The organism is Longimicrobium sp. (assembly GCF_048594345.1).
Classification (GTDB): domain Bacteria; phylum Gemmatimonadota; class Gemmatimonadetes; order Longimicrobiales; family Longimicrobiaceae; genus Longimicrobium.
In genome coordinates, this window is sequence record NZ_JBMDXM010000146.1 from 1 (window position 1) to 17,940 (window position 17,940).

Consider the following 17,940-nt stretch of genomic DNA (forward strand, 5'->3'; position numbering starts at 1 on the left):
GGTGGTGCCGGCCCGGAGGGGGCCTGCTCCGGCCCATCCGAAGCGTCCGAATCCCTGCCCTCAGCGGACCTCCGGCATCACCGGGATGCCGCCGTCGTCGCGGCGCAGACGGTGGATGCGGACCCGGCTTTCGGCGCCGGGGGCGGAGGGCTCGGCCAGGACAGCGGCCTGCTCCACGAACCAGCCGCTGTCGCGCATCAGCCGAAAGAAGTCGCCGGCGTACACGCGGCCGGGGTCGGCGATGAGCACGGTGCCGCCGGGCGCGGTCACGCGGGGAAGGAGCGCGGCGAGAACAGGGCCGTTGCGCTGCTCGTACAGCACGTCGGCGGCGATGACCAGGTCGTATCCCCATCCGCCGCGCGGCTGCCGCCAGTCCAGCGGTTCGGTGCGCAGCGGCGGCAGGCCGTTGCGCTCGGCGTTGGCGCGGGCGAAGAGGAGGGCATCCTCATACCAGTCCGTCGCCAGCACGTCCGCGCCCCGCCCGGCCAGCGCAAGCGACGGCAGCGCAACCCCGGACCCCAGCTCCAGCACGCGAATGCCCGACCAGCCATCCCCCGCTTTCGCACGGTCGCACTCCCGCACGTTCGCACGTCCCTCGTCCAGCAGGTGCCGCGCGAGCGCCCGCGCCGACGGCCACAGCTCCGCCCAGTACGGCAGCCGCTCGTCGCCCGCGAAGTCTTTTTCGTCGATCAGTTCGTCCGCGGCGCGGGGAAGGATCATGTCCACCGCCCACCCCGCGTGCTCAAACCGCTCCTCGCGCACGTCGAAGCGCGCCCGCAGCCCGGCTTCCAGGCTCGTCATCCACCCCCTCTGATCACCACGCGTTTCTTGCCGCAGGCCCGGGCGCGCGCCTACCTTGCCCCCTTCGCGCGCGAACAAGCTCCGTCGCGCGCCCGTTCCGGTCAACCCAAGGGGGGTGTGATGGCCTGGCGCCGTCCCTTTGAACGCCGGCTCCGCCGCGCGCTGCTGATGTTTGCCGTGCTCCCCTCGCTCGTGCTGGTGGGGCTGGGCGCGTACGCCGTATCGCAGGCCGTGCGCCTGTCGCAGGCCGAAGGCGCGTGGGAGCGCGCGGGCGCCAGCGGCGGCGAGCTCATCCGCCGCGCCGAGCAGTCCGGCGACCCGGCGCTGGCCCGGGCCGCCGCGCGCCACCGCGACGAGCTGGAAGCGTCCATCACCAACGCGCGCCGCTGGGAATACCTGCTCAACCGCTCCGTGGCGCTCATCCCGCTGGCGGGGCTGCTGGTGGGCGGGGTGCTGGCGGTGCTGGCGCTGCGCGCGTCCCAGCGGATGGGGCGGCGGCTTTCGCACCCGGTGGAGGAGATGGCCGGCTGGGCGCGGATGGTGGGACGCCGCGAGCCGCTCCCCGAAAACGACGGTCTGGCCGCCGCGGACGAGTTTGCGGTGCTGCGCCGCGCGTTCCGGCGGATGGAGGCGGAGCTTGCCCATGCGCACCAGGTGGAGCTGGAGGCGGAGCGCGCGCGCACCTGGGTGGGGATGGCGCGTCGCGTGGCGCACGAGCTGAAGAACCCGCTCACGCCCATGCGGTTCGCGCTCAGCACGCTGCATCGCTCGGTGCCGGACCGGGAGGACGCGCGCGAGGCGCTGGAGGTGCTGCAGGCGGAATCGGCGCGGCTGGAGGAGCTGGCGCGCACCTTTGCGCAGCTGGGGCGCATGCCCGACGGGCCGCGCAGCGAAGTGGACGTGCGCGAGATGATGGACTACCTGCTGCGCACGCACCTTCCCCCGCACGTGGTCTGCGACCTGCGCGCGCCCGAGGCGCTGCCGCTGGTGACGGGCCACCACGACGCGCTTTCCCGCGCCTTTGCCAACCTGCTGCTGAACGCGGGGGAGGTCGTGTCGCAGGCGGGGCGCGGCGCCGTGTGGGTAGAGCTTTCCGAGGCGGAGGGCGAGGTGGAGGTGCGCGTGCTGGATGACGGGCCCGGGATCGCCCCGGAAAACGTGGAGCGCGTGTGGGAGCCCGACTTCACCACCAAGGCGCGCGGCACGGGGCTGGGTCTGGCGCTGGTGCGGCAGACGGTGCAGGCGCACGGCGGCCGCGTCTGGGCCCGCAACCGTCCCGAAGGCGGCGCCGAGTTCGGCGTCGCCCTCCCCGCCAGCGCACCCGCCCTGGAACCCGCCCTCTCCGGCGCTACGTCAGAGGGTTCTCGAGCTTGAGGCCAGGGATCCAGCGAAAATCGGCGATGTTCCGCGTGACTAGGGTAAGGCCGTGCACCAGCGCGGTGGCCGCGACTACACTGTCACCCAGGCTCATCTTCCGAATCTGCTTCAGCCGGACGGCTTCTTCCATAACTGATTGCGAGAGCGGAAGCATTCTCGTTTCGTCGAAGAACGCTTCCAGATCGCTTCGCTCGACCGGGGGAAGGCGCGAGAAACCGAGCGCCTCGATGTAGCTGATCACGGAGGCGTAAGGTGTATGTTCGGCAATGAACGGACGCAACTCCGGGTGCGCGTTCTGCGCTGCGTAGATGATAATGTTGGTGTCGAGAAGCATCACTCTTCCCGACCAGGCAGCGGCCGATCCTGACGAATCTCACGCTGCCACGCGGCCGCGTCTTCGATGTCGTCGAATGCTCCGGCGTTCGCCAGGCGCTCGAGTGCAGCGGCCGCCCGCAGGCCCCGCGCACGTCGTGCGTCTTCCGATTCGGGAGGCAGAACCGTGATCTGCACCTCGGTTTCGCCTTCGAGTTGCGGGGGAGGATCGATCCAAGCTACTTCGTCGCCGCGGAGTACCGCCCTATACGTTTGCGCAATCATTCCTTCTCCTTGCAGAAGATGATTTCAATATAGTTTCTTTCCGGCCGATTGTCTGCCGGTACCGCATCCCGTCGCTGCATCTTCCCTACTTCCCCACACTTCCAATCTCGCGCAGATTCGTCGATCCACATCACAGGAGGAGATTGGATGAAGGATCGGGACGAGATCCTGCGGCGGACGGAGGCGTTCGTGCGCGAGCGGATGCATGGCGAGGGGACGGGGCACGACTGGTGGCACGTGGACCGCGTGCGGCGCATGGCGCTGCGCCTGGCCCGCGACGAGGGCGCGGACCCGTACGTGACGGAGCTTGCCGCACTGTTGCACGACGTGGCCGACCACAAGTTCCACGACGGCGACGAGACCGCCGGCCCCCGCGCCGCCCGCGCCTGGCTCACGGAAGCCGGCGCCGACGCGGCGACGACCGATCACGTCTGCGCCATCATCGCCGCGCTCTCGTACAAAGGCGCGGGCGTGCCGACGCCCATGGCCACGCCCGAGGGCGCCGTGGTGCAGGATGCCGACCGCCTGGACGCCATCGGCGCCATTGGCATCGCGCGGACGTTCGCGTACGGCGGCAGCCGCGGCCGCCCCATGCACGACCCCGAAGCCGCGCCCGAGATGCACGACAGCTTCGACCGCTACAATGCCAGCGCCGGGCCCACCATCAACCACTTTCACGAAAAGCTGCTCCTGCTGCGCGACCGGATGAACACGCAGGCGGCCCGCCGCATCGCGGAAGACCGCCACCGGTTCATGCAGGAGTTCCTGGACCGCTTTCACCGCGAGTGGGATGGCGCCGACGAACCGGCGTAGGCGCTGAGCGGGGACAAGAGCGTTGGCTTCCTGCGGGAGCGCCATGTGCAACCTGAACCATCACAACCGCTTGCGCGCGACCGAAGGATCTCGGTCGAATCACGAAGGGGCCGGCTCCCGTGCACTGGAGCCGGCCCCTCGCGTGTTCCGGCGAGCCGCCAAAATCCTTCGGTCGGCGCACCGGCTTCGTAGCACGCGAATGTCCAGCGCGGCGCCCTCCTGGAAGATATTGCTGTCCCACCGCAATCAGTTATCCTGAGGGAGGCGCCGCTCGCAACTATCTGGCACAATGGACTTTGGCGCCGATCGAAGGACCTTGCCAGAAGAACCGAGGGGCTGGATTTCATGCGTGAAATACGCCCCTCGGAACGAGAGAGAAGGTCCTTCGGTCGCGCCCAAACGATGGCGTGAATCCAGGTTTTCCGTTGGCGCTCTCTCAGGATGACTGGCGTCATTATCAGATCCGATCCGGGAGGTTCAGCGCGATCGACCCGGAATCCCCTCCCCGATCGCAGCGATTCAGCTCACAGCACGCCCTTTTCCCACGGGCCCCAGATGGCGTACGTGCCGCCGGTCATGGTGGTGGTGGCGCTGGTGCCGCCCTGGATGTTGAAGAACAGCGTCCTGCCGTTGGGGCTGAAGCAGCACCCCGCCGTCTCAGACGAAGGACCAGCCGTGCGGATGAGGTCGAAGATACGGCCGTCCGTCGTAAGCCCGCGCAGAAACTGCTCACCCTGGCTGTCTTCGCAGATCACCAGGCCGCCGCGCGGGCTCATGCACAGGTTGTCGGGGCTGTCCAGCACCTCGCGCGACGGTGATTCAAAGATCAGCGTCAGCACGCCTCCGTCGTCGCTGGTCTGCCGGTAGCACCACACCTGCCCGGCGCCCACGTTGCCGCCGCTGGTGGCGTTGAAGTACACGTTCCCCTCGCCGTACCAGCACCCCTCCAGCCGCTGGAACACCGCCGCGCCCTGCGCCCACCCCTGCTGGAACACCGCCGAGACGTTCGCCTCCGCCGTGGCGGGATCGGGGTCGGCGATGTTCACCCAGCCCACGTCCACCGAAGCGCCCACCGTCTGCCCATTCACCGTCACGTAGTTGGGCCGCCCGCGCACCGCCAGCATCTGCAGCCGCCCGCCCGCCGCGAAGTTGCCGCGCCGCGCGGGAATAAAGCGGTAGAATCCGGCGCCCTTTCCCGCCGCCACGGCGGGGTCGTACGTCATGTCCTCCGTCAGGTACGCGTAGCCGGTGCGCGGATCCACCGCCATCGCCTCGTGGACAAATCGGCCCATCGCCTTCAGCGGCACCGGCTCCACCTCGGCGTCGGCGGAGGCGGACACCTCGAAGCAGTAGCCGTGCGCCCGTTCGTATCCCGTCGCGGGCCCCACCGTCGTCTCCTCGCAGGTAATCCATGAGCCCCAGGGCGTGGGGCCGCCCGCGCAGTTGGTGTGCGTACCGCTCAGGCTGGTGAACTCGCGCACCAGATCCACCGATCCGTCGCGCCCCTGCCGCACCTCCAGCGTCATCGTCCCGCCGCCCGCCTTGCGGTCGTACGCGCGCTCACCGGGCCCCAGCAGCCGCGCGCTGGCCGCGGGGTCGCGGATCTCGTGGTTGCGCACCAGCCGCACCGTGTCGTCCCCCGCGCGGAATGCGGCCATCCCGTCCATCCCGTACTGCACCGTCAGCCGCGGATCGACCAGCGACGGCGCACGTGTGGTGCTGAGCTTGCGCGCGGTGAATCCTTCCGGAATCCACAGCTCCGGCACGTGCGTGCTGGGGATCAGCGGGCCGTAGCCCAGCGCACGCGGCACGGGCCCACTCACGCGCGAGCAGGCGGACAGCCCCTGCAGCGCGGGCGCGAGCAGCGCGCCGCCGCCCAGGACGGCGGCGTTGCGAAGAAAGGTGCGGCGGTCGAGATCGTGCGTCATACTGCATCCAGAGGTAGAGAGGTGGATCGGTGGATGATGATTTACGCCACCGCGCCCCCCGCGGCCAGCCTTGCCGCGTAACACGACTGTCGCAAACGGACCGGGAGGATGCGTGGGGGAGGGGATCGAGGGGTCGATGCAGGGCCGCGTCTGCGTGGTCACGGGCGCCACGGCGGGGATCGGGCAGGCGGCGGCGACCGAGCTGGCCCGGCGCGGCGCGACCGTGGTGCTGGTCGCGCGCAGCCGTGAAAAGGCGGAACGCAGCCGCGCCGACATCGTCCGCGCCGTGGGGCACGAGGGCGTGGGCATCGTGCTGGCGGACCTGTCCGTGCAGGCGCAGGTGCGTGCCGCCGCGGCGGAGATCCTGCGGCGCTGGCCCGCCGTGCACGTGCTGGTCAACAACGCCGGCCTGTACACCCGCCGGCGGGAAGAGACGGCGGACGGCATCGAGATGCAGCTGGCCGTGAACCACCTCGCGCCCTTTCTGCTGACCAGCCTGCTGCTGGACCCGCTGCGGGCCGCCGCTCCGGCGCGCGTGGTGACGCTGAGCTCCGGCGCGCACCACTTTGCCGCGCCGCGCTGGGACGATCTGGGGATGCGCGGGGGGTACAACGGCCTGCGCCAGTACGCCAACACCAAGCTGTACAACGTGCTCTTTACCCGCGAGCTGGCGCGGCGCAATCCGCCCCAGGCACTCACCGCCAACACGCTGCACCCGGGCGTGGTGGCCACGGAGATCCTGTTCGGCGGATGGGCCCCGCTGCGCCTGTTCAAGCGCTGGATGCGCACCCCCGAGCAGGGCGCCCGCACCGCCGTCTACCTGGCCTCGTCGCCGGATGTGGCGACCGTCACGGGCGAGTACTTTCAGGATGAGCGGCCGTCCCGCCTCTCTCGCGCCGCGCTGGACGACGATGCCGCCCGGCGTCTGTTGGAGATCAGCGAACGGATGACCGGCCTGCGCCCCGCGAGCTGACGTGGATCCTCTTCCGAACCACGTTGTAACAGACGGGAGCTTGCTTCGGGATTTGTGCGGGCGTAATCTACGTGCTGGTTCCGCTCCTCATTGGCCATCGACGTGACTGCTGCCCCCGCCTCCGACGCCGAAGCACGCGCCTGCGCCACCGCCGCCCGCTACGCCGGACGCTGGGCGTCGGGTTTCGCGCGTCCCGCGTTGGGGGATGATGACGATCGTCCCGATCCGCCGCCCGTCTGGTTCGTCGATGGATTCGCGGGCGCGGACCTGCAGCGCGCTGCCCTCCGCGGTACCACCATTCAGCCCGCCGCCGTCCTCGCCACGCAGGCGCTGGACGATGCCGGCGCCCGCGCGCGCATCGTCCTGATCGAAGAAGATCCCGGCCTCCTGGCCCGCCTGGGCGAGCTGCTGGATGACGCCGGCGCCGGCGAACGCGTCCGCGCCAGCTCCGATCCCGCCAGCGCCGGGCCCGGCGAGATCCTGCTGGTCGAAGCCCCGTTCGCATCCCACGCCCACCACCTGGCGCAGCAGATCGGCGACGAGCCCGCGCTGGTGTGCCTGGCGCCGCTCGCCGCGCGCACCCTGCCGTGGAGTGCGCTGGAGCCGGTGATGGACCTGGGCGGCGCGGACGTGCTGCTGCGCTTTCCCCGCGAGGACTTCGAGAAGCAGGCGCGCTTTACCGGGCCCATGGCCGATCTGCCGCCGCACCTGCGCCGCGTGGTGGAAGGCTGCTCCGGCTTTCTGGGCGATGCGCGGCACGGCTGGCTGATCGCCTGGCGCGAAGCCCAGCGCTCCCGCGGCCCCGAAGCCGCCCTCGCCACCGCCATCACGCGGATGCAGGCGCTGCTCGCCCCCGCCGGCGGCGACCGCGTCGCGTACGCCCTGCGCGTCGGTGGAACAACCGAGTCCGTCGACCTTCTCCTCTCCACCCCCGCCGCCGAGCATCTGCCCGAACTCGACGCCGCCCTCGCCGACGCCGGCACGAAGCAGAAGCCCGCATCCAGGCGCAAACCTGCCCGCTCCGCCAAACCAGGAGCTCAGCCGGCCACCGAGCCCGCCGCCGCACCGCCCGCCACCCCGGCGCCCGAGGCGAGCGCGGAGCCACCCGCCGAGCCCGCCGTCGCCGACGCTCGGCCGATCGCGGAGCCCGAGCCGGTCACCGGCACCCGGGCGGACGCAGGCGCTACCGAGGTACGGACCACCGAAACCGGGTTGGTCCCGGAGCCGCCTGTCGCGCCGGAAGAAGCTTCCGCGCGGGTACAGGAACCTGCCATGGAGCCGGCTGATTCCGCTTCCCCCGCCGAGCCGGAGCCGGCTGAGACGTCTACCGCCGAGCCGCCCGACGCCCAGTTCATCGCCGAGGCGCCGGAGCCGGTCGCGGAGCCTGCGGCCGATCCCGCCGCTCGCGCCACGAAGCCGCGTTCGAAGACGCCCGCGCCCGACGCGTCTCGAAAGCCGGCGGTTACTCCGGTTGCGACCGACGAACCGGCCGCGGCCCTGGATCTCTTCGCCCTCGCGCCGCAACCGGAGCCGGAGCCGCGTGGCCCTGACCTCGGCGCCTTCGCGGACGATCTGCACGCGCGGCACATCGGTGCGCGGGTGCCTGCCGCGGATCTGCTGGCGAGCGGCGTGGACGCCGGCCTGACGCCGGAGCAGGTCCGTTCCGCGCTCACGAGCCTGAAGCGCACCGGACGCGTGTCGTACAAGTCGCTGGATGCGGAAGGCGCGGAGGTCGAGTTCCTGACCGAGGCGCGTGTATCCGCGCCGCGCCCGCGCAAGCCGCGCGCACCGATCCCCGGCGTGCTGGGCCTGTTCGACGAGCCGGAGGAGTGACGAAGCGACGGTAGATGGCTGTCGCGAGCCGTTGAAGCCCCGTTTCGGCGAGCGCAAGCGAGGCGATACGGGGCTTATCGCTTTCCCAGCAGCGGATTCATCCGCTCATCTTTCATCCGCCCAAATCCACCCGCCCAACCAAAAGAGCGGGCCCGGTCACCCGGGCCCGCTCGTCGCCGTGAAGCCGCCGTCCCGCTTACGGACGGTAGCCGGAGCCCACGCCGTAGCCGCGGAAGTACTGGCCGGTCGGCACGCCGCCGCCGCTGCCGCTGCGGAACCGCTCGATGCCGTAGTTTCCGTAGGCGCCGTAGTTCCCAATCATCCCGCCGGACACGTCGCCCACGTCGGCGTCACCGCCCAGCATTCCCGCGCCGCCGTAGTTGCGGTCGGCGCCGCCGCGCATCCCGCGGTCGTAGCCGCCGTAGCGTTCGGTGTTGCGGTCGGCGCCGCGGCCCATCATCCCGCCGCCCATGCGGTCCCGGGTGCCGCCGCGGTTGGGATCCACCATGGCGTCGTCGTGGTGGCCGGCCTGCCAGTGGTGGCCAAAGTGCGGATGGTTGGTCTGAAAGTCGCGGCCCATGTAGTGCTCGCGATCGTCCCCGCCGCCGTACCCGTAGCCACGGGCGCTGTAGCCGCCGCCCATGCCGCGGTTCATCCCGCGGTCGTAGCCCCCGGAGCGGTCGTCGTCCCAGTCCACGTCCCAGCTGCCGTGGCTGGGGTTGTAGCCGCCGGTGCGGTACTCGTCGCCCCCGCCGCGGCCCCACGCGGCCCCGCCGCCCAACGCGCGGCCTTCCATGCCGCCACGGTTCCAGTCCTGGTTGTAGCCACGCCAGTTGGCGGCGCCATAGCCCCGATCAAAGCCGCCGCCATAGCCGCCGCTCACGTCGCCCACCTCACGGTAGCCGCTGTCGCCGCTCCAGCCGCGGTTCATCGGCGCGCCGCGGTACTCGTCGTCGTAGTACCGGTCGTCATCGCCGGGGCGCCGGCCCATCCAGCCGCGCACCGTGTGCGCGGCCCGCTCAAGAAAGTTCCGGTTCCCGTAGTCCCGTCCGTAGTTCATCGTCCGCTCCCTCTCACCCGGGTTCCACCGCCTTCAGGTTCCGCCCGTGCCGGTGGGCGGGAGCGCATGGCCGGGCAAGATGCGGGCCGCTCCATAAGACTGCATCTCGTTACCAGAATGACGTTTGGGCATCTGAACCTTCCTGTTTGCCGATCTGTCCGCCGCGGGCGCGGAAGCGTTGACAAACGGGTGCAGCACGCGCAACCTTCATCGTCCCCTCCCGCCCTGTCGCGCCGATCCAAAAACTCCCGGACTGATGCTTACGCCGCGGCAGCTTGCCACGCTCATCGCGCTGTGCAGGCGCATGGTGCCCCTGCCCGACGAGCCGGACCCGGCCGCCGTGCGCCTGGCGCGCGCCGTGGAGGTGCGCCTGGGCACCCTGGATCCCAACCAGGCTAAAGACGCGGCCGGTCTGCTGTGGATGATGGGCACGCCCGCCGCCGGCCTGCTGAACGCCTGGCGCCCCCGCCCCTTCGCCGACCTTTCCGCCAGTCGGCAGGAGGCGTGGCTGCGTGGATGGGAAACCAGCCGCGTCCCCCTCTTTCGCACCGCGTTCCAGGCGCTGCGCCGGCTGATCCTCTCCACCCACTACGCCGATCCATCCACGCACCCCGCCATCGGCTACCGCGGACCGCTGCACACGCGGACGCCGGAGGTGGCGTGGGAGGGCCCGCTCCCAGGCGCCTCGTCCGACGCGGAGCCCGTCGCGCGGACGGAGGGCGGACGGACGGCGCGCGTCATCTCCATCCGCCCCCAGTTGGACCTGCTTTCGGGCGATCCCACCCTCAGCAGCATCATCGAGGGCGCGCGGCTGCGCGGGGACACCCGCGTGCGGGCGGACGTCTGCGTGATCGGCAGCGGCGCGGGCGGGGCCGTGGCCGCCGCGCGCCTGGCCGAGGCGGGGCACGAGGTAGTGCTGCTGGAGGAGGGCGCGTTCTGGCGGCACGCCCAGTTCACCGAGCGCGAGGCCGATCTCACCTCGCGCCTGTACGCCGACGCGGGCGCGCGCGCCACCGACGACTTGGCGCACCCGCTGCTGCAGGGGCGCGCCGTGGGCGGCGGCACCACGGTCAACTGGCTGGTGATGCTGCGCACGCCCGACTGGGTGCTGGACGAGTGGGCCGCCGCGCACGGCACGGTGGGGATGCGCCCCGCGGACCTGGCGCCGGTGTTCGACCGCATCGAGGACGAGACGCACACCCGCGCGGTGCCCGACGACGCGCACTCGCCTCCCAACCGCCTGCTGCTGGAGGGCGCCCGCGCGCTGGGATGGAGCGCACAGGCGGTGAAGATCAACGCGCACGGCTGCGTCCGCTCCGGCTTCTGCGGCCTGGGGTGCCGCTACGGCGCCCGTCGCGCCGCCGCGGACGTGTACGTGCCCGCCGCGCTGGCCGCCGGCGCGCGCCTGTTCGCGGACGTGCGCGCCGACCGCATCGAACTGGCGGAGCGCGGCGGCGGCGCGCCGCTCAAGCGGGTGCACGCCAGCATCCTGGACCGCGACACCGGCGCCGCGCGGGGCCGGCTGACCGTAGAGGCGCCCGTCGTCGTCCTGGCGGGCGGCGCTGTGGGCACGCCCACCCTGCTGCAGCGGTCGGGAATGGGCGGCGGCGGGGTGGGCAGCTTCCTGCGCCTGCACCCCACCACCTCCGTCTTTGGGCGTTACGACCGGGAGATGTACGGCGCCGCGGGCATCCCGCTCTCCGCCGTATGCGACGAGTTCATGCGCGGCAGCGACGGCTACGGCTTCTGGATCGAATCCCCGCCGTTCTACCCCTCGCTGAGCGCCGCCGTCATCCCCGGCTTTGGCGTGGTGCACCGCGAGGTCATGGAGTCGCTCCCCCACCTGGCGTCGATGATCGTCCTGGTGCGCGACGGGGCGGACCGGGCGCGCTCCAGCGGCAGCGTTACCGTCGATCGCAACGGGCGCGTGCGGCTGCGCTACCGGCTGGGTGCCACCGACCGGTCGAGGTTGCTGCGGGGGATGGATGCCGCCGCGCGCATCCTGTTCGCCTCGGGCGCCACGGAGGTTTCCACGCTGCACACCCACGCCGTCCGCATGCGCTCGCCGGCGGAGCTGGGCGCCATGGCGCGGCGGCCGGCCGGCCCCAACCAGCTGGGCGTGCTTTCCGCCCACGTCAACGGCACCTGCCGCATCGGTACCGATCCCGCCACCAGCGGCTGCACCCCCGACGGCGAGCGCCACGGCGTCCCCGGCGTCTACGTGGCCGACGGCTCGCTGGTCCCCACCGCCCCCGGCGTGAACCCGCAGGAAACCATCATGGCCCTGGCCACCCTCGTCTCCGAGCGCATCGCCGCCCGCCACTCCGCCTCCCGTGCCGGCAGCGCGGGTGCAATGGCCAGCGTGGCGGCGAACAGCTGATCGACCGTGCCTCTGGAATGGAAGAAGCCCCGCCGATTGGCGGGGCTTCGCTTCGTTGCGAGGTTCCTCAAGGTACGACCTTGAAGGCCCTTCGCCCCTCCAGCCGATACGCATGGAAGTGCCGATCGGTGGTAAAGACGCGGTTGGTTCCCAGCCGCTCGGCCGCGGTGACCAGGGAAGCATCCGCAAGGTCCATCGGCGCATCCCCATACTGGCGCATCAGTTCTCGCATCTGCCGCCATTCCCCCGGGTCCGGCGTATCGAGCTTGATGGACTCGTCCGCTACAAAACCCCAGAGCGTTTCCTGCGCGGCCACTCCGCCGGCTCTCCAGGCCAGATGCATCGCTTCAGCCAGGCAGGGCCAGGTGGTGATCAGGCTGCCCTGGGGAATGAACTCCAGTGCGGCGAGACAGGCCTCATGATGGATGTCCCGCCGGTCGACGATCGCTACCAGCGGGCCCGTGTCACACAGCATCACAGACGGCCTGCCTTCCGCTTTTCTGCCAGATAGTCACCGAAAAGCTCGCTGTGTCTCTCTGAGAGCATTCCGTCACCTCCGCTGTCGAACAAACCCACGCGCCCCGCCAGCACGTCCGCCATCGATCGCGCCGGTTTCCCGTTCGAACACGGATGCGGTTCCTTCGTACACGCCGCTATGCTCCGCGCGATCCACTCCGCGGGCGCCACACCGTCGGCCGCGGCTACCTCCTCCAAACGCGCGTAATCCTCGTCAGACACTTCGATCGATCGGCTCATGGCATCACCTCCTGACCCTGAAGGTAGTCGCAAACAGGCCAGATGTCCAGTGCGTACGGAATCAGTCACCGCGCACCCGCTTCGTATCGAATATCGCTCCTTTTGATGCAGGCGCGCCCGTCGCAAGACGCCGGGACGCCGCCGCGTCGCCACAGGACGCAAAGGCGGCGCGGAGGATCAGCATCCTCCGCGCCGCATTCGTTTGTTCGTCACCGCCCTGGATCGCTACGCCATCGGATGGCGGTGGGCGGCGCTGTAGCGGCCGGTGGCGTGGTGCTCCAGCTGGCGCTCGATGTCGCCCAGCAGCGAGCTGGCGCCAAAGCGGAACAGGTTGGGGCGCAGGTAGTCCGTCCCCAGCTCCTCCTTCATCATCATCAGCCAGTCCAGCGACTGCTTGGCGGTCTTGATGCCGCCCGCCGGCTTGAAGCCGATGACGTGCCCGGTGCGCTCGCGGTACTCGCGGATGGCGCGCACCATCGTAAGCCCCACCGGCAGCGTGGCGTTCTCCGCCTCCTTGCCCGTGGAGGTCTTGATGAAATCCGCGCCCGCCATCATGCACACCAGCGACGCCCTGGCCACGTTGCGCAGCGTGGCCAGCTCGCCGGTGGCCAGGATGGTCTTGAGGTGCGCGGGCCCGCACGCCTGCCGGAACGCCCGCACCTCGTCGTACAGCGCCTGCCAGTTGCCGGTGAGCACGTGGGCGCGGGTGATGACGATGTCGATCTCGTCGGCACCGGCCTCCACCGAGGCGTGGATCTCCTCCACGCGCTGCTCCCAGGGCGAAAGGCCCGCGGGAAAGCCGGTAGAGACGGCCGCGACGGGGATGCCGGAGCCGCGTAGCGCCTCGACGGCGGTGGGCACCAGCGTGTGGTACACGCAGACGGCGGCGGTGCGGATGGGCAGGTCGCGCGCGCCCAGCGCATCCAGCAGGTCCGGCCGCACGGGCTGGCGGGCCTTGGCGCACAGGCGGCGCACGGTACCCGGCGTGTCGTCGCCGGAAAGGGTGGTCAGGTCCATCAGGGTGATGGCGCGCAGCAGCCACGCCGCCTGCCACTGCTTCTTGACCGTACGGCGGCCGGGGAGGGTGGCCGCGCGGCGCTCTACGGCGCTGCGGTTCACGCGCACCGCCTCAACCCAGTCCAGGTCCAGCTCCGTCCCGGGGTTGCGGTGCTCGTCGTGATCCGGCTGGTCGAACGTCGCGGCGCCCGTGGGCACGGCGATCAGCTTGTTGTGCGGTAGCGTTGCCATCGTCCTGCGTTCCCTGTGGTGGAGCCGGATAATGTAACGCGCCGTGGCGCAGGGGGATAGATTTGGAGCACGAACCCGGCCGCTGCGTTGATCGGGCCGCGGTTACGGGGCGGATGATCGTCGTCGCGAATCCGAATGGGGAACGTGCCGCCTCGCACGCAGGAGCGAATGCTTCCGCCGCTCCGCGCTATGCATCGCAAAGTCCGCCTGCGCGGACTCGGCGGCCCAGCGGCATGCGGCGTCCCATGCACCTGCGCGTCCGCAACCGGAATCACCTGATCGATCCGCATCATCCGCGGCCGGATAAGCCGGAGGCTGCGCCCACCGCCGCGGGGTTGTGACTTCGGCCGGGGTCTGTCCTTCACTCACGCACTCACGCACTCACGCACTCACGCACTCACGCACTCACGCACTCACGCACTCACACACTCACGCACTCGTCCCGTTGCCCAGCGCCTGCTTGATTTCGTCGAACGGGGGGAGCAGGCTGGGGTTGGTGCTGTGCCACGTGTACTTCACCCGCCCGTCCGTGCCGATGACGAAGGTGGCGCGGTCGCTGGCGTTCCGCAGCCCGGGCCCCACCGGCGCCTCGCGCAGCACGCCAAAGCCGGTGCTGGCTTCGCGGTTGAAGTCGGAGAGGAACAGATAGTCGGCCCCCAGCTCCTTCTTGAAGCGGTCCAGCACGAACGGAGAATCCACGCTCACCGCCACCACGCGCCCGCTGAGCCCCGTGTACGCGCCGATGTCGTCGCGCACGGTGCACAGCTCCTCGGTGCAGGTGCTGGTGAACGCCAGCGGAAAGAACATCAGCACCAGCGGCTGCTCGCTCCACAGGCTGGCGAGGGAGACCTGCGTCTTGTCGGTGGCGGGAAGGGTTACGTCGGGTGCGGCGTCGCCGGGCTGCAGCGGCATGGATAGATCCTGTGAATTGCGTTGGATGATGATCGTCCGTCAGCCGCCGGCCTGGGGCGTCAGGCGCAGCGTGGCCAGCGAGGCGCGCACCAGCTCCGCTTCGGCCTCCTGCTCGCCGGCGGGGCACAGGTAGGTGGCGAACACCAGCGCCCCCGGCCCCGTGGCCACGCCCACCAGCCAGTAGATCACGTCGCCCTCGTCCTCGTCTTCGGCCTCGTACTCGGCGATGGCCAGCTCGGCGCCGTCGTCCAGGGGAACGTCGGCAACCTCGTCCTCCTCCAGCTCCACGTCGCGATCGTCCAGAAACGCGTAGAGCTCCTCGGCCGGATCCGGGAAATCGTCGTCGCCGGCGTCGAAGGAGATCAGGTGGAGCGTTCCCGCACCCTCCGCCGGCCACACTTCCAGGCCGCCCTCTTCCTCGTCGGGCGCGGTGGACCACCCGGGCGGGGGGACCAGGGTAAAGCGGCCGTCGGGGTCCCGCACGCGCTGCGCATCGCTCATCGCTCAAAACCTCCAGTTGGGGCGCCCAATGTGCGCGCCGCCGCCGCGCCCGGCAAGCCGCCGGCCTTCATGTCCACCCGCAGGGACAGGCGGGCGGCCGCCGGACGGGCGGACGCCGTAAACGTGCGGAAAGCCCCCTTGTCCGAAAACATATGTCTCAAGCGTTGTAGGATCGTACGGCAAGCAGGAACGGCAGGTTGTGTGTCACTTGGGTCACGCAACGCGCCCGTGCGCGGTAACGAACGATCGTTCGGCACGGAATCTGCCACTTCGAGAGCACGGGTCGCTCCGAACGGCGAGCCACGAACCTCCAGATGGGAGGGCTTATTCGCACTTTGGGTGTCAGTCTCATTGCCATCGCGGCCATTGTGGCAAGCCTAACCGTCGCCCGGCAGCGCCAGGAAGAGGTGCCCGCGCCGGAAGGTGAAAAGCGGCCGCAGCACTCGCCCGCCACGTCCCGTCTGGACCTGGACCAGCTTCGCGCGGCCGGCATGTAAGCCGCCGAGCGGGTGCGGAAGAGCGCTCCGATCGCGGGGCGCGGATGTCCCTTTCGGGTCGTCCGCGCCCCGCAGTCGTTTCTCCCCTCCCGCCACCGTGCGGCCACCTGCCGCCCGCACAAAGTTCCACATCCGCAACATCTCGTACCATTCGTTCCTCTCGCTCCGGCCATTCTCCTGACGGCGAGCTAAAAGCGATCACGCGGAGACACGGAGGGCGCGGAGGCGCGGAGGCAAGAGAGAGGAGACGTGAAGCGTGGGTGTCACCTCCGCGGCTCATCTTTTCCCTCCGCGGCTCCGCGTGAAAATCGTTTCCGTGGATGCGCACGGGAGCGGGGGATGCGCTTCATCATCAAAGCGCGGGCGGGCAACGGGTTAGCTGGCCGGGACCTTGCGTTCGGCGCCCGGCGAGCGGCCGGGAGGCGTCCGGCCAGGCACGCAACCCCGTCCGTGAGCCGCCCGGCCGCGGGGGTGCGGCGGCACGGATGATGAAGCAGCAGCCCCGCCTATGGAATACGCAAACGACCCGTTTCTATTTCCACTGGTACGCGAGCCCTCGTCCCGCTGGGAACGCTCGGGGCTTACGGGAAAGCAGGAACGCGCATTCAACCGTGTGGCCACGCTGCTCACGGGGCTGTTCCTGGTCGGGTGGATCTACACCATCGGCTTTGCGCCGCGTAAGGACCTGATGGCCAACGCGCCGCCGGTGGCGCGCATCAGCACCCAGCTTATCCGCAGCCCGCTGGCGGTGGACGCGGCGCCCGACGCGGCGTTCCTGGTGGACCAGTTTGTCCAGAGCTTCGAGGCCGACTTTGAAAAGCAGGTGGGCGGGCTGAGCGGCGCGGTAAAGGTGGACATCGTGGAGCCGGGCGACAGCGTGTCGCTGCCCGGGCAGGCCGGGCAGCTGCCCAAGGGCGCGCAGATCGTGCTGACGCCGGCGGACAGCGCCGCCGCGGGGGGCACGCAGCCCGCCACCGGCGCGCCGGCGCGCTCCGGCATCTGGAACGTGGTGCTGCAGATGCGCGACGCCGTGCGCCCCGCGTCGGACGTGAGCGTGATCACGCTGGTGCCGCTTTCGCAAAAGCGGGCCGGGCGCATTGGCAACTACCGCATCGGCAACTGGCCCAACGAGCAGGGCGGCGCCACCAACCCCATCTACCGCCCGCCGGCGGGGATGATCGAGGTCACGCCGCAAAACCGCGACACCTGGCTGTCGGAGCACATCCAGCTCAAGGACTTCATCACCAAGGGCCAGGAGAACGTGTGGCCCAAGTACGTGGTGGTGCAGCCGCGCATCCTGGACAAGGTGGAGCTGGTGATCCAGGAGCTGGAGCTGATGGGGCACCCGGTGGAGAACATCTTTGCCGTCAGCGGCTTTCGCACGCCGGCGTACAACGCGGGGGGCGGCAACACGGCGGGGCGGGGCAAGCTGTCGCGGCACATGTACGGCGACGCCATGGACATTGCCGTGGACAACGACAACAACGGCATCATGGACGACCTGAACGGCGACGGGCGCATCAACCTGTCCGACGCGCGGGTCATCGGCGCCGCGGTGGACCGGGTGGAGCAGAAGTACCCCGCCATGGTGGGGGGAATGCACTACTATCCGCCCACCGGCGGGCACCAGGGGATGGTGCACATCGACACGCGTGGGTTCCGCGCCCGCTGGTGAGTTGCGGCGGGCGCCGAGGGTTTGTGGGATGGGGAGGGACGATGAGAACGCCGGAACCAGGAGCCAACGGTGGCGGACGACGGACGTGACGCGGAGATCCGCGTGGAGCGCAGGGATGATCGGGACGGCGGGCGCGGGGACGACCGGCTGGCGCACCTTCCGCCACAGATGGACGTGCGCGACGAAGACCTGGAGCCGCACGCGGGGCTTCGCTACATCGCGCGGATGTTCAAGATCCTGGCGATCCTGCTCATTCTGCTGCTGATCGCGGAGATCGTGATGGGGCTGCTGCAGCAGGGGCAGAGCGCCATTCCGCAGCTGCTGGTAGAGGCCACCCGCCTGATCGTGTTCGCGGGCCTGCTGTGGGGCGCGGCCGACATGGGGCTCATGCTGATCGAGAGCAACCACGACCTGCGCGCCACACGCATTCTGGTGGGCCGGCTGAACAACCGGGTGCAGCGGCTGGAGGAGATCTACACGAGTACCCTGCGCCCCGGCGGCGGCTCCGGCCCGCAGCTCCCGCCGCCTCCACGCGGTGACGTGCCCCGAGACCGGGATCCGCGCCGGCTGTAGAAGATCCGTACCGGGG

The 17,940-nt window shown here is 70.4% G+C and carries 18 protein-coding genes; 8 read left to right on the top strand and 10 right to left on the bottom strand.

Features of this window, described 5'->3' with window-relative positions; all coding sequences use genetic code 11:
* Positions 1-60: 60 nt before the first annotated feature.
* Complete coding sequence (locus ACOJUJ_RS15870; RefSeq protein ID WP_420127871.1) at positions 61-801, bottom strand: class I SAM-dependent methyltransferase; 741 nt, start codon at positions 799-801, stop codon at positions 61-63.
* Positions 802-921: 120 nt separating this feature from the next.
* On the opposite strand from ACOJUJ_RS15870, the gene ACOJUJ_RS15875 reads away from it, so the two are divergent.
* Positions 922-2,175 carry a sensor histidine kinase gene (locus tag ACOJUJ_RS15875; protein ID WP_420127872.1) on the top strand — a complete coding sequence of 418 codons (1,254 nt, stop codon included), beginning with the start codon at positions 922-924 and terminating at the stop codon, positions 2,173-2,175.
* Here the strand turns inward: ACOJUJ_RS15875 and ACOJUJ_RS15880 are convergent.
* Positions 2,150-2,512 (bottom strand): type II toxin-antitoxin system VapC family toxin, encoded by a 363-nt coding sequence (locus tag ACOJUJ_RS15880; protein WP_420127873.1) that lies wholly within the window; start codon positions 2,510-2,512, stop codon positions 2,150-2,152. The genes ACOJUJ_RS15875 and ACOJUJ_RS15880 overlap by 26 nt on opposite strands.
* Complete coding sequence (locus tag ACOJUJ_RS15885) at positions 2,512-2,775, bottom strand: hypothetical protein (RefSeq protein WP_420127874.1); 264 nt, start codon at positions 2,773-2,775, stop codon at positions 2,512-2,514. Before ACOJUJ_RS15885 ends, ACOJUJ_RS15880 begins: the two co-directional genes overlap by 1 nt.
* 147 nt (positions 2,776-2,922) lie before the next feature.
* Between ACOJUJ_RS15885 and ACOJUJ_RS15890 the strand changes: the two genes are divergently transcribed.
* The gene (locus ACOJUJ_RS15890; protein WP_420127875.1) at positions 2,923-3,588 is read left to right on the top strand and encodes an HD domain-containing protein; all 666 of its coding nucleotides are present in this window, start codon (positions 2,923-2,925) and stop codon (positions 3,586-3,588) included.
* Between the two features lie 524 nt (positions 3,589-4,112).
* Here ACOJUJ_RS15890 and ACOJUJ_RS15895 read toward each other — a convergent pair.
* Complete coding sequence (locus ACOJUJ_RS15895) at positions 4,113-5,516, bottom strand: PhoX family protein (protein ID WP_420127876.1); 1,404 nt, start codon at positions 5,514-5,516, stop codon at positions 4,113-4,115.
* A gap of 136 nt (positions 5,517-5,652) precedes the next feature.
* On the opposite strand from ACOJUJ_RS15895, the gene ACOJUJ_RS15900 reads away from it, so the two are divergent.
* The gene (locus ACOJUJ_RS15900) at positions 5,653-6,489 is read left to right on the top strand and encodes an SDR family NAD(P)-dependent oxidoreductase (protein ID WP_420127877.1); all 837 of its coding nucleotides are present in this window, start codon (positions 5,653-5,655) and stop codon (positions 6,487-6,489) included.
* 102 nt (positions 6,490-6,591) lie between these two features.
* Positions 6,592-8,322 (top strand): hypothetical protein, encoded by a 1,731-nt coding sequence (locus tag ACOJUJ_RS15905; protein ID WP_420127878.1) that lies wholly within the window; start codon positions 6,592-6,594, stop codon positions 8,320-8,322.
* A gap of 196 nt (positions 8,323-8,518) precedes the next feature.
* Here the strand turns inward: ACOJUJ_RS15905 and ACOJUJ_RS15910 are convergent, their stop codons facing one another.
* The gene (locus ACOJUJ_RS15910; RefSeq protein WP_420127879.1) at positions 8,519-9,382 is read right to left on the bottom strand and encodes a hypothetical protein; all 864 of its coding nucleotides are present in this window, start codon (positions 9,380-9,382) and stop codon (positions 8,519-8,521) included.
* A 256-nt stretch (positions 9,383-9,638) separates the two neighbouring features.
* On the opposite strand from ACOJUJ_RS15910, the gene ACOJUJ_RS15915 reads away from it, so the two are divergent.
* Positions 9,639-11,762: a GMC family oxidoreductase N-terminal domain-containing protein gene (locus ACOJUJ_RS15915; RefSeq protein ID WP_420127880.1), complete on the top strand. Its 2,124-nt coding sequence runs from the start codon at positions 9,639-9,641 to the stop codon at positions 11,760-11,762.
* A gap of 67 nt (positions 11,763-11,829) precedes the next feature.
* Here ACOJUJ_RS15915 and ACOJUJ_RS15920 read toward each other — a convergent pair whose 3' ends face one another.
* The 5 genes from ACOJUJ_RS15920 to ACOJUJ_RS15940 all read right to left on the bottom strand — a co-directional run bounded on the left by ACOJUJ_RS15920 (position 11,830) and on the right by ACOJUJ_RS15940 (position 15,179).
* The gene (locus ACOJUJ_RS15920) at positions 11,830-12,237 is read right to left on the bottom strand and encodes a type II toxin-antitoxin system VapC family toxin (RefSeq protein WP_420127881.1); all 408 of its coding nucleotides are present in this window, start codon (positions 12,235-12,237) and stop codon (positions 11,830-11,832) included.
* Positions 12,237-12,518 (bottom strand): hypothetical protein, encoded by a 282-nt coding sequence (locus tag ACOJUJ_RS15925; protein ID WP_420127882.1) that lies wholly within the window; start codon positions 12,516-12,518, stop codon positions 12,237-12,239. The genes ACOJUJ_RS15920 and ACOJUJ_RS15925 overlap by 1 nt, the downstream gene beginning before the upstream one ends.
* 225 nt (positions 12,519-12,743) lie before the next feature.
* Positions 12,744-13,766 (bottom strand): deoxyribose-phosphate aldolase, encoded by a 1,023-nt coding sequence (deoC, locus tag ACOJUJ_RS15930; RefSeq protein ID WP_420127883.1) that lies wholly within the window; start codon positions 13,764-13,766, stop codon positions 12,744-12,746.
* A 429-nt stretch (positions 13,767-14,195) separates the two neighbouring features.
* Positions 14,196-14,678 carry a redoxin domain-containing protein gene (locus ACOJUJ_RS15935; protein WP_420127884.1) on the bottom strand — a complete coding sequence of 161 codons (483 nt, stop codon included), beginning with the start codon at positions 14,676-14,678 and terminating at the stop codon, positions 14,196-14,198.
* A 39-nt stretch (positions 14,679-14,717) separates the two neighbouring features.
* On the bottom strand, positions 14,718-15,179 hold the full coding sequence (locus ACOJUJ_RS15940; protein ID WP_420127885.1) for a hypothetical protein: 462 nt from the start codon (positions 15,177-15,179) through the stop codon (positions 14,718-14,720).
* Between the two features lie 368 nt (positions 15,180-15,547).
* On the opposite strand from ACOJUJ_RS15940, the gene ACOJUJ_RS15945 reads away from it, so the two are divergent.
* The 3 genes from ACOJUJ_RS15945 to ACOJUJ_RS15955 all read left to right on the top strand — a co-directional run bounded on the left by ACOJUJ_RS15945 (position 15,548) and on the right by ACOJUJ_RS15955 (position 17,924).
* Positions 15,548-15,676 carry a hypothetical protein gene (locus ACOJUJ_RS15945; RefSeq protein WP_420127886.1) on the top strand — a complete coding sequence of 43 codons (129 nt, stop codon included), beginning with the start codon at positions 15,548-15,550 and terminating at the stop codon, positions 15,674-15,676.
* A 508-nt stretch (positions 15,677-16,184) separates the two neighbouring features.
* Positions 16,185-17,351 (top strand): hypothetical protein, encoded by a 1,167-nt coding sequence (locus tag ACOJUJ_RS15950; RefSeq protein ID WP_420127887.1) that lies wholly within the window; start codon positions 16,185-16,187, stop codon positions 17,349-17,351.
* 69 nt (positions 17,352-17,420) lie between these two features.
* On the top strand, positions 17,421-17,924 hold the full coding sequence (locus tag ACOJUJ_RS15955; protein ID WP_420127888.1) for a hypothetical protein: 504 nt from the start codon (positions 17,421-17,423) through the stop codon (positions 17,922-17,924).
* Positions 17,925-17,940: the final 16 nt, after the last annotated feature.

What these genes read in the sequence shown, in the direction of transcription:
- ACOJUJ_RS15910 (WP_420127879.1), bottom strand. Translation starts at nt 9,382, where the DNA reads ATGAACTACGGACGGGACTACGGGAACCGGAACTTTCTTGAGCGGGCC.
- deoC (WP_420127883.1), bottom strand. Translation starts at nt 13,766, where the DNA reads ATGGCAACGCTACCGCACAACAAGCTGATCGCCGTGCCCACGGGCGCC.
- ACOJUJ_RS15940 (WP_420127885.1), bottom strand. Translation starts at nt 15,179, where the DNA reads ATGAGCGATGCGCAGCGCGTGCGGGACCCCGACGGCCGCTTTACCCTG.
- ACOJUJ_RS15890 (WP_420127875.1), top strand. Translation starts at nt 2,923, where the DNA reads ATGAAGGATCGGGACGAGATCCTGCGGCGGACGGAGGCGTTCGTGCGC.
- ACOJUJ_RS15900 (WP_420127877.1), top strand. Translation starts at nt 5,653, where the DNA reads ATGCAGGGCCGCGTCTGCGTGGTCACGGGCGCCACGGCGGGGATCGGG.
- ACOJUJ_RS15925 (WP_420127882.1), bottom strand. Translation starts at nt 12,518, where the DNA reads ATGAGCCGATCGATCGAAGTGTCTGACGAGGATTACGCGCGTTTGGAG.
- ACOJUJ_RS15950 (WP_420127887.1), top strand. Translation starts at nt 16,185, where the DNA reads ATGGAATACGCAAACGACCCGTTTCTATTTCCACTGGTACGCGAGCCC.
- ACOJUJ_RS15935 (WP_420127884.1), bottom strand. Translation starts at nt 14,678, where the DNA reads ATGCCGCTGCAGCCCGGCGACGCCGCACCCGACGTAACCCTTCCCGCC.
- ACOJUJ_RS15885 (WP_420127874.1), bottom strand. Translation starts at nt 2,775, where the DNA reads ATGATTGCGCAAACGTATAGGGCGGTACTCCGCGGCGACGAAGTAGCT.
- ACOJUJ_RS15895 (WP_420127876.1), bottom strand. Translation starts at nt 5,516, where the DNA reads ATGACGCACGATCTCGACCGCCGCACCTTTCTTCGCAACGCCGCCGTC.
- ACOJUJ_RS15915 (WP_420127880.1), top strand. Translation starts at nt 9,639, where the DNA reads ATGCTTACGCCGCGGCAGCTTGCCACGCTCATCGCGCTGTGCAGGCGC.
- ACOJUJ_RS15920 (WP_420127881.1), bottom strand. Translation starts at nt 12,237, where the DNA reads ATGCTGTGTGACACGGGCCCGCTGGTAGCGATCGTCGACCGGCGGGAC.
- ACOJUJ_RS15880 (WP_420127873.1), bottom strand. Translation starts at nt 2,512, where the DNA reads ATGCTTCTCGACACCAACATTATCATCTACGCAGCGCAGAACGCGCAC.
- ACOJUJ_RS15875 (WP_420127872.1), top strand. Translation starts at nt 922, where the DNA reads ATGGCCTGGCGCCGTCCCTTTGAACGCCGGCTCCGCCGCGCGCTGCTG.
- ACOJUJ_RS15870 (WP_420127871.1), bottom strand. Translation starts at nt 801, where the DNA reads ATGACGAGCCTGGAAGCCGGGCTGCGGGCGCGCTTCGACGTGCGCGAG.